The 9302-nt window shown below is 45.3% G+C and carries 9 protein-coding genes, 1 pseudogene and 1 riboswitch; of the genes and pseudogenes, 2 read left to right on the top strand and 8 right to left on the bottom strand.

Annotated features, from left to right (window positions below; genetic code table 11):
- Positions 1-167 (bottom strand): annotated as a pseudogene (locus G9F75_RS08210) (tunnelling fold family protein); the annotation flags it as partial.
- A 136-nt stretch (positions 168-303) separates the two neighbouring features.
- Positions 304-1050, bottom strand: coding sequence for an SDR family NAD(P)-dependent oxidoreductase (locus G9F75_RS08205; protein ID WP_167409034.1), 747 nt, complete (start codon positions 1048-1050; stop codon positions 304-306).
- 168 nt (positions 1051-1218) lie between these two features.
- Here G9F75_RS08205 and G9F75_RS08200 point away from each other — a divergent pair, with 168 nt between their 5' ends.
- Entirely contained in the window at positions 1219-1575 is a 357-nt protein-coding gene (locus G9F75_RS08200) for a winged helix-turn-helix transcriptional regulator (protein ID WP_003245808.1), read from the top strand.
- Between the two features lie 288 nt (positions 1576-1863).
- Here the strand turns inward: G9F75_RS08200 and queF are convergent, their stop codons facing one another.
- The 6 genes from queF to G9F75_RS08170 all read right to left on the bottom strand — a co-directional run bounded on the left by queF (position 1864) and on the right by G9F75_RS08170 (position 6706).
- Positions 1864-2358, bottom strand: coding sequence for a preQ(1) synthase (gene queF / locus G9F75_RS08195; RefSeq protein WP_003154673.1), 495 nt, complete (start codon positions 2356-2358; stop codon positions 1864-1866).
- Positions 2359-2375: 17 nt separating this feature from the next.
- Positions 2376-3107, bottom strand: a complete 732-nt coding sequence (gene queE / locus G9F75_RS08190) for a 7-carboxy-7-deazaguanine synthase QueE (protein WP_003154676.1) — start codon at positions 3105-3107, stop codon at positions 2376-2378.
- Entirely contained in the window at positions 3100-3540 is a 441-nt protein-coding gene (gene queD, locus G9F75_RS08185; RefSeq protein ID WP_014417585.1) for a 6-carboxytetrahydropterin synthase QueD, read from the bottom strand. The genes queE and queD overlap by 8 nt, the downstream gene beginning before the upstream one ends.
- Positions 3541-4200 (bottom strand): 7-cyano-7-deazaguanine synthase QueC, encoded by a 660-nt coding sequence (queC, locus tag G9F75_RS08180; protein ID WP_003154679.1) that lies wholly within the window; start codon positions 4198-4200, stop codon positions 3541-3543.
- Positions 4201-4297: 97 nt separating this feature from the next.
- Positions 4298-4342, bottom strand: a riboswitch (PreQ1 riboswitch).
- Between the two features lie 107 nt (positions 4343-4449).
- Entirely contained in the window at positions 4450-5571 is a 1122-nt protein-coding gene (locus G9F75_RS08175; protein WP_154817631.1) for a hypothetical protein, read from the bottom strand.
- Between the two features lie 97 nt (positions 5572-5668).
- Positions 5669-6706, bottom strand: coding sequence for a YkvI family membrane protein (locus G9F75_RS08170; protein ID WP_017417655.1), 1038 nt, complete (start codon positions 6704-6706; stop codon positions 5669-5671).
- Positions 6707-7107: 401 nt separating this feature from the next.
- Between G9F75_RS08170 and clpE the strand changes: the two genes are divergently transcribed.
- The gene (gene clpE / locus G9F75_RS08165; protein WP_154817630.1) at positions 7108-9204 is read left to right on the top strand and encodes an ATP-dependent protease ATP-binding subunit ClpE; all 2097 of its coding nucleotides are present in this window, start codon (positions 7108-7110) and stop codon (positions 9202-9204) included.
- Positions 9205-9302 lie beyond the last annotated feature (98 nt).

Genomic DNA, 9302 nt, shown 5'->3' with positions numbered 1-9302 from the left:
CGATGTTCGGCCATTTTTTCATATTTTGTTCCCGGTCTGCCGTAGTTTGTATACGGGTCAATGGAGATTCCGCCTCTAGGCGTGAATTTGCCCCATACTTCAATGCAGCGGGGGTTCATTAATTCGATCAAGTCATTCATGATGATGTTCATGCAATCCTCGTGGAAGAAAAGGCAGGTCAAAGTCTTGTCCCATAAGTACTTGCTCTAGACATTAATCATGAAGTCACACCAATTTCACACCTTACCAAACGATTGATTTTAACCTTTTTTGGGGACTATTTGTAATCTCTACGAAGTGAAATTATACCTGTGCTAGCCCGCCATCTACGAACAATTCAACACCCGTCAAGTAACTGCTTTCGTCTGAAGCAAGGAAAGATACAGCGTTTGCTACTTCTTCAGGTGTCCCAACTTTTCCAGCTGGAACAGTATTTCTGCTATTTTCCATTACTTCTTCAAGTGCATCACCAAAAAGCTCATCGTAGGCAGGTGTAAGAATAGCTCCTGGACTAACCACATTTACACGGATTTCAGTACCTTTTAGGTCAAGAATCCAGTTGCGAACTAGTGCTCTTAATGCTGCTTTAGATGCTCCATATACACTAAACGCTGGGTTGCCAATTGATCCAGCAGTAGAGCCCGTTACAATAATAGAACCTGCTTTGTCCGGGAATAGTGATAACGCTTTTTGAACAGTAAAGATGGTTCCTTTAACGTTAATGTCGAACGTTCTATCAACCTGCTCTTCAGTAATTTCACCTAATGGAAGGAAGTTGCCGATGCCTGCATTAGCAAAAAGAATGTCCAACTTACCTTTTTCCTGCTTTATAATGTCATATAGTTTGTCTAAGTCTTCAAGCTTAGAAATATCACCTTGAACACCGGTTACGTTCTTGCCAATTTGGTTAACAGCTTTATCAAGTTCGTTTTGTCTACGTCCCGTGATATAAACATATGCACCTTCGTTTACAAATTTTTGTGCTGTAGCAAGACCAATCCCACTTGTTCCACCCGTTACAAGCGCTATTTTACCTTCAAATTTACCCATACTTAACACTCCTTTAGAATTAATATTATTTTATGTCTAGTACCTTTAAGTACTTGAAGAACAACTTACAAGATATAGTATCCTTCAGTAAGCACATTATCGGAAGTACCCACTTTTTTGTGATATAGTAACTAAAAAGTAATAAATGTGGAATGGAGAGCTTTAGACATGAAAAAATTTAGCTGTGGGTTTGAAGTGACAAAGGAAGTTATTGGCGGAAAATGGAAAGGCCTTGTATTATACTTTTTAATGAATGGACCAAAGAGAACGAGTGAATTAAAGCGCATTATCCCAAATATAACTCAGAAAATGCTGATTCAAACACTTAGAGAGCTTGAAGCCAGTGGACTTGTGAGCAGAAAGATGTATAATCAAGTACCGCCGAAGGTTGAATATTCATCCACTGAACTTGGAGAATCTCTTAAACCTATCTTGCAGGAGCTCTGTCAATGGGGAGGCTATTATGCGGAGCAAGAGTATGCAGAAGGTGAATATGAAATTGTACAACCAGAACAACTAAGTTAGGATTGATGTAGCTGCTGAAGTAAATGCTAAACAACTTCAATACCATCACCTAACAGATGAAGAACAGTCAGAAATAAATGAGATATTGATAATAATATTTAATGCCTATGATCTCTAGATAGGCATTTTTTCTTTCGGATAAAAAAGAAAAGACGTACAAATTGTACGCCTTAATCTGCTTCTGTACTATCAATTTTTCACTGCATAAAAGTCACAGTTCAGGTTGCACCAGGTCACACTTTTATTGAGCTTAGTGCGGGTCACACTCCGTATCACACAACGGAATAATTACCGATTATCAATCGTCTCCGGATACATATCATGATTCATCATCCGATGTTCGGCCATTTTTTCATATTTTGTTCCCGGTCTGCCGTAGTTTGTATACGGGTCAATGGAGATTCCGCCTCTTGGCGTGAATTTGCCCCATACTTCGATATAACGCGGATCCATTAATTCGATCAAATCATTCATGATGATGTTCATGCAGTCCTCGTGGAAATCTCCGTGGTTGCGGAAGCTGAAAAGATACAGCTTCAGCGATTTGCTTTCCACCATTTTTTCATCCGGAATATAGCTGATGTAGATAGTTGCGAAGTCCGGCTGTCCCGTTTTCGGGCAAAGCGACGTAAATTCCGGGCAGTTGAATTTAACGAAATAATCACGGTTCACGTGTTTATTCGGAAATGATTCCAAAACCTCCGGCGCATATTCAAATAAATAGTTTGTTCCTTGATTCCCCAGGAGCGTAACTCCTTCTAATTCTGATTCTTTTCTTGTCATATAAATCTCCCTTTCTATTAAACTCCCCGTTTATTGCCCCAAAGCAATGTATGCAGCTGAGGCAGGACTCTGACGAGATTCAGATCCGAATCGGCAGAAACCTTATCAACAAGTGTTTCGTATTTTCCGAGCAGATGTGCGATCAATGCCCGGTCGTCCGTCGTATGGACGTTATCGTTTCCGACCTGAAGGTAAAATGGAATATTCGGATACCGCTTGTGCACGGTTTTCGCAAATTGCAGATCTTCATCATTAAAAATGACGACCTTTAAGCTGACCGCGTTAAGCCTTTCTGCCGCATCAAGCGAAGACACAATGTGATCGAGCTTTGCAAAATCGGTTGTCATCCCCGAACTTGGCGGCTTCGGTGAAATCGTCAGGTCGTTAATCATTGTGAACCAATCCTGATAGACCGTTCCCTGCGTTTCTAAAGCGGCGCGCACCCCGTGCTCTTTCAGCAGCAAAATCAGCGCGTCAAGCTGCTTTAACAGCGCCGGGTTTCCTCCTGAGATGGTGACATGAGAAAAGGCGTCTCCGCCGATTTCTCTCAGCTCGCGGTAAATGTCTTCCGCTGTCATCCAGCGGATATCTTTTTTGGCTGAGCCGTCCCATGTAAAAGCGGAGTCGCACCAGCTGCAGGAGTAGTCGCAGCCCGCCGTGCGGACGAACATGGTTTTCTGGCCGATAACCATGCCCTCCCCTTGTATCGTCGGGCCGAAAATTTCTAATACCGGAATTCCTTTAGCCATTCCTATCACCTTTTTTCGGGCGGTATACGCAATAGCTTGTCGGGGTTTCCCTGACAAAAATCTGCACGCAGACCGGCTGATTCTCCAGTGTTTCGAGGTAGGACTGCACCTTATCGTAAATCGTTTTGGCCACGACCTCGGTCGTCGGCAGTGAATATCTGTCATCATCAGAAAATTCCTCATGGTCATTCAGCAATGTATGGTCATAAGCGCCGTGCACCAATTTCTTCAGCACGCTGAAATTCACGAGAAAGCCTGAATCGTCCAGTTCATCCCCCGCAACTGTAATATTTACTGTATACGTGTGCCCGTGGACTCTGCTGCACGCTCCGGCGCTTTCGCGGGGAATAAAGTGCGCGGCTGAAATGTGCATATCCTTATTCAACTCAAACGAATAAGGATGCTGAACCTGCGGGTAAATTTGAGAAAGCAATTAGTTCCGCTCTCCTTTCATTTTCATATATTCATCATATCCTTTATTGCGGAGCAGGCATGCCGGGCATTCGCCGCATCCGTCCGCAATGATGCCGTTATAGCAAGTCAGTGTGTTATTCTTTACAAAATCAAGCGCGCCGAGCTCATCCGCAAGTTTCCACGTTTCCGCTTTGTTCAGCCACATAAGCGGCGTATGAATGACGAACGGCTTTTCCATCGCCAAGTTGACGGTGACGTTGCAGGATTTGACAAACTCGTCACGGCAGTCCGGGTAGCCGCTGAAATCAGTCTCGCAAACACCGGTGATAATGTGGCGCGCGCCGATTTGATATGCAAGAATCGATGCAAAGGATAAAAATACAAGGTTTCGTCCCGGCACAAAGGTTGTCGGCAGTTCCCCGTCCTTCGCTTCAATTTCGATATCATCTCTTGTCAGCGCATTCGGCGCGAGCTGATTTAAAAGAGACATATCAAGCAAGTGATTTTTGACACCGAGCTTTTCGGCAATCGATTTTGCCACATCGATTTCTTCTTGGTGACGCTGATTATAATGGAATGTAACGGTTTCCACTTCTTCAAAGTTTTGCAAAGCCCATAATAAACAAGTCGTGCTGTCTTGGCCTCCGCTGAACACCACAACTGCTTTTTCTTTTTTCATGTCTTTCTCTCCCTTATCTATCATTCCATAAAAAAAGCGCCTTTTTCGGAGAAGGCGCCCTAAAAAACATAAAAAAAACCGTATCCAAGGATACAGCTCGTCCTTAGTTTTTTATAGAGGGTGTAGCTAGAACCTCTCCCGCATACATACGGATTTTCTTCTTTTTTCACTTTCGCTATCATACCATAATGTTGTTTCCCGTGACAATAAAAAAACAGCCTGAACCTGTGTCAGGCTGCAAAAGCGGGATTAGGCCCCGCGTTTTTTCCCGGGAAATACCATCAGCGCAATCCCGATCAGAACAAATAAAGCAGGCCAGAAAACAGAAACCGGGATGATCGGCTGAGACGTCATCATAAAGCAAAGTGCTGTCAAGGTCAGCACCGCAATCGGGATGAGCAGCGCCTTCTCTTTCCCGCCGAACAGCCACAGCTCAAATAAACCGAATGCCGTTGCAAGCAGGTAAACAGGCCATGTCACACCGGAGTAGGACCAATTGGTTGCCGTTTCAAAGACAAACAAGATCCCCGTAATCAACAAGATGCCGCCCGGTACGAGAAGTCCTGCGTTTTTGACAGGTTTCGGGCCGAAAATCGGAATGTGAAAAGCGGCGCCCAGCAAAAGAATGAGAGCGGGCCAGCCGCGTTCGCTGATGACTTCATTTGCATTGGTGAATATGCCGAAAATGCCCGCGGCGCACAGAACCGCAGCAGCAGTCAAAAGCCCCCTTTTCCTTCTGCCGAACAGCCAAGCTTCAAACAGGCCGAACGCAACGGCAAAGAGGTAGACAGGCGATGTCACATTTGCGTATGTCCAATCCGTCAGCGTTTCAAACCATAACAAGCCGCCCGTCACAAGCAAAATGCCGCCCGGAATAAGAAGGCCCGATCTTTTTTTCGGCTGCATAAAGGCAGCGGCGTGAAACAAAAGCGCGGCTGCGATGATCAAAAGCGGCCACAGCCCCGGCATCAGCATTCCGGCAAAGCATAGTGCTCCCGCGGCTGTCAGGATGAAAGCAGGAATCAATACGCCGATCTTTCTCCCGCCGAAATACCACAGCTCAAACAGACCGAGAGCAGGCGCCCATATATAAACAGGCCACGTCACGCCTGAATACGTCCATCCCGTTGCGGTCTCAAAACAAAACAGGCAGCCCAGCACAAGAAACATACCGCCGGGAACGAGCAGTCCCGCCTGTTCAGTCGTTTTTTTCGCAAAAATAAATCCGGCGTGAAATCCTGCGGACATTATAATGAAAAGAAACGGCCACGCCGAACCTGCGGATATATGTATAACTCCCGCCTTCTGTAAAAAAAATACAATTCCGATACAAATAAAAATAAATCCCAATAATACACGTCGATCCTTCATCTCTTACTCCTCCCCATCATTTCCCAATTCATTATACAGAAATGGCAGGAAAAAAGAAGGGGAATTCCCAAAAAATACAGACATTTTCCTTATATCCTTATTTTTCTTTCGGGATTTTTTTGCAAATCAATGCGCCGATAAAAGCGAGGCTCACATACCCAAACACCGGGTAAACGGTGGAAATCAGCTGTCCGTAGCCGATTTGGCTGATAATGAAAGCAAACGCCAAAATGCCGCCATAAATATATGTACTTTTTATATGAAGAAAACTGTTTAATTGTTTTTCCAATCCGTATAGATTGCCGATGACCGACGTAAACACTTCCCCGAAAATAATAAACAAATAAATGATATGAAGCGAACGCGAATACGAATAGACAACTTGAGCCATCGGAATGTCAAACTCCAGCACATCCGGCAGCACCGATAATGATAAAAAGCTCGCGGCAAGCACCAGTGTCAAAAGAACACCGCCTAAATAAGCCCCCTTTCTGATCACCTTCTCTGAAGACATTTCGTTCGCAAGCGGCACAAGGACGGCTTGGGCGAGCGATAAATTTAACGCGCCGTAAGAGACGGCGGACAAAAGCCAGTTCCACTTGTCAGGCCATACCCATTCGTCCGCGTTTCTCGTGCTTGTAAATACAAATGAATCAGCTGTCACGATAAAAGAGAAAGAAATTAAAAGCGGCACAACCAATATATTGACGCCGAACACACCTTTAACACCGCTTGTCATGACGGCAAAGCTCAGTACGATCGTCAAAAGGATCCCCGCTTGTGCGGACCATCCAAGCTGTTCATGAAACAGCGCCCCCGCTCCGGACAGCATGACAGAGGTCACTCCCAGCAATATAAACATCATAAACATGTTTACGGCACGGCCGATGGACTGGCCGAATAAATATGTGTTCAATTCCTGATAAGATGCTGCGTGAATCCGTTTGGAAATGATCATGATTTTGGCGCCTAAATACGTAAACATCAGACCGCTTACCACGATACCGAACAGACCGATCCAGCCAAACTTCAGAAAAAACTCAACGATTTCCCGTCCCGTGGCAAAACCGGCTCCTACAACCGTGCCTACGTATACAAATGCAAGCTGACTTGCAGAACCTTTTGTTTGTCCCATTTCACCCTCCGGCTAAGCGCAGATTTGTCCAGGCCTTTATATATGCTTATGAGACAAGTCGCCCGAAAAGACGAACAAATCGTCCTTCCCCGGAGAAAACAGATTCAGCTCTCTCCTCTAAGCAAAAATATTGAAAGAAAAAAAGGGCCGGCGTATACTCTTCATCAAGAAAGGTCAAAGCATTTCATTTCCTTTCTGACTATATTGGTCAAAAATAATCAAACCTCACAAATATCACTTATCATGCTGTAAACATTTATTTTTCGGGGTTTGAAACAAAATACTTGAAAGTCAAAGAAGGTCAGAGTATACTATTAATCAAAGAAGGTCAAAGTTAAGACCTTATTTTCTAATCCATTTGGTCAAAGATGATCAAACATTTTTCAAGGAGGTTTTGGCAAATGCGTTGTCAACATTGTCAGAAAAACGAGGCGACGATTCGCCTGAACATGCAAGTCAATTCCATTCAAAAACAATTCGTTTTATGTGAAACATGTTATACAGAATTAACCCGAAAACCGTCTATGAGCATGGGGCCGCAATCATTCGGATTCCCGTTTGAGCAAGGTTTCGCTCCCAATCAAAATAAACAGCAGGCCGGCCCTGAAAAAGGCCTGCTCGACGAGCTCGCTCAAAACGTCACAAACGGCGCAAAAGCAGGTCTGATTGACCCTGTGATCGGCCGCGATAATGAAGTGGCGCGCGTAATTGAAATTTTGAACCGCCGGAATAAAAACAATCCGGTGCTGATCGGTGAGCCGGGCGTCGGTAAAACGGCTATTGCAGAAGGCCTCGCGCTTAAAATCGCTGAAGGCGATGTGCCGAACAAATTGAAAAACAAAGAGCTTTACCTGCTTGACGTCGCTTCTCTCGTCGCCAATACAGGGATCAGAGGCCAGTTTGAAGAAAGAATGAAACAATTAATGAACGAATTAAAAGAACGGAAAAACGTCATCTTGTTCATTGATGAGATTCATCTTCTTGTAGGCGCCGGCTCTGCCGAGGGATCAATGGATGCCGGGAACATCCTGAAACCGGCGCTTGCCAGAGGCGAGCTGCAGGTCATCGGGGCGACAACGCTGAAAGAGTACCGCCAGATTGAAAAAGATGCGGCGCTTGAAAGACGCTTCCAGCCCGTCATGGTTCACGAGCCTACAATAGAACAAGCCATCAGCATTCTGGAAGGCATTAAAGATAAATATGAGAAATACCACGGCGTCACATTCAGCAATGAAGCGATAAACGCCTGTGTTACGCTTTCATCCCGTTACATTCAGGACCGCCACCTGCCGGATAAAGCGATCGACTTATTAGATGAAGCCGGCTCTAAGGCGAACTTGGAGCTTGATACCGTAAATGAAGAAGATGCGGCTGAGAGACTCAAAGCAATTGACGCGGAGAAAACAAAAGCGCTTCATGAAGAAAATTATGAGCTTGCCGCGAAACTGCGTGATGAAGAAGCGGCGTTGGAAAAGCAGCTGGCGCATGAAACACCGGCCTCTTCACCTGAAATCGGGGCGGAGCATATTCAAGCCATCATTGAACAGAAAACAGGCATTCCGGTCGGAAAACTCCAGGCTGATGAACAAGTAAAAATGAAGGAACTTGAAGAGCATCTTCATCAGCGCGTCATCGGTCAGGAAAAAGCCGTGAAAAAAGTGGCGAAAGCGGTCAGACGAAGCCGCGTCGGCTTAAAATCCAAAAACAGACCTGTCGGCTCCTTCCTCTTTGTCGGACCGACCGGAGTCGGAAAAACCGAGTTATCAAAGACACTCGCAGATGAACTGTTCGGTACAAAAGATTCCATTATCCGTCTCGATATGAGTGAATACATGGAAAAACACGCCGTATCAAAAATCATCGGTTCACCGCCGGGATATGTCGGACACGATGAAGCCGGTCAATTAACGGAAAAAGTGCGCCGCAATCCGTACAGCATCGTGCTGCTCGATGAGATTGAAAAAGCCCACCCTGATGTCCAGCATATGTTTCTGCAGATTATGGAGGACGGCCGTCTGACAGACAGCCAGGGCAGAACGGTCAGCTTCAAAGATACCGTTTTGATTATGACAAGCAACGCTGGAACCGGCGAAAAACAGGTGAAAGTCGGATTCCAATCTGAAGAGAGCGTCCTGGAAGAACAAACGCTGATTGATTCACTGAGCGCGTTCTTCAAACCGGAGTTTTTAAACCGGTTTGACAGCATTATTGAATTCCAATCCCTGAAAAAAGAACATCTCGTGAAAATCGTCAGCCTGCTTCTCACAGAGCTTGAAGACACATTAAAAGAGCGCGGCATCAGCCTGAGCGTCACCGATGATGCGAAAGAACAAATCGCTGAAATCGGCTACCACCCAGCTTTCGGAGCACGCCCGCTCAGAAGAACCATCCAAGAATTGATCGAGGACGAAATGACAGATCTCTTATTGGATGACAACGAAATAAAAGCCTTCCGTGTCGTAATGGAAGAGGACGGCATCAAAGTCCGGGCACAATAAGAAAAAAGCGGTTCCCTCCTTTCGGGGAGCCGCTTTTTTGTTTCTTTCTCCATGCCGGAAGGGAGAAACTGTGAAGAATTCGGGAACAATTTCTCAAT

Source organism: Bacillus sp. EKM208B (assembly GCF_011800725.1).
Lineage (GTDB): Bacteria > Bacillota > Bacilli > Bacillales > Bacillaceae > Bacillus > Bacillus velezensis.
This window is presented reverse-complemented; position numbering and strand designations above follow the sequence as displayed.

Coding starts and splice junctions, on each gene's coding strand:
- queE (WP_003154676.1), bottom strand. CDS start 3,107: ATGGCTAAAGGAATTCCGGTATTAGAAATTTTCGGCCCGACGATACAA.
- clpE (WP_154817630.1), top strand. CDS start 7,108: ATGCGTTGTCAACATTGTCAGAAAAACGAGGCGACGATTCGCCTGAAC.
- G9F75_RS08200 (WP_003245808.1), top strand. CDS start 1,219: ATGAAAAAATTTAGCTGTGGGTTTGAAGTGACAAAGGAAGTTATTGGC.
- G9F75_RS08175 (WP_154817631.1), bottom strand. CDS start 5,571: ATGAAGGATCGACGTGTATTATTGGGATTTATTTTTATTTGTATCGGA.
- queF (WP_003154673.1), bottom strand. CDS start 2,358: ATGACAAGAAAAGAATCAGAATTAGAAGGAGTTACGCTCCTGGGGAAT.
- G9F75_RS08170 (WP_017417655.1), bottom strand. CDS start 6,706: ATGGGACAAACAAAAGGTTCTGCAAGTCAGCTTGCATTTGTATACGTA.
- queC (WP_003154679.1), bottom strand. CDS start 4,200: ATGAAAAAAGAAAAAGCAGTTGTGGTGTTCAGCGGAGGCCAAGACAGC.
- G9F75_RS08205 (WP_167409034.1), bottom strand. CDS start 1,050: ATGGGTAAATTTGAAGGTAAAATAGCGCTTGTAACGGGTGGAACAAGT.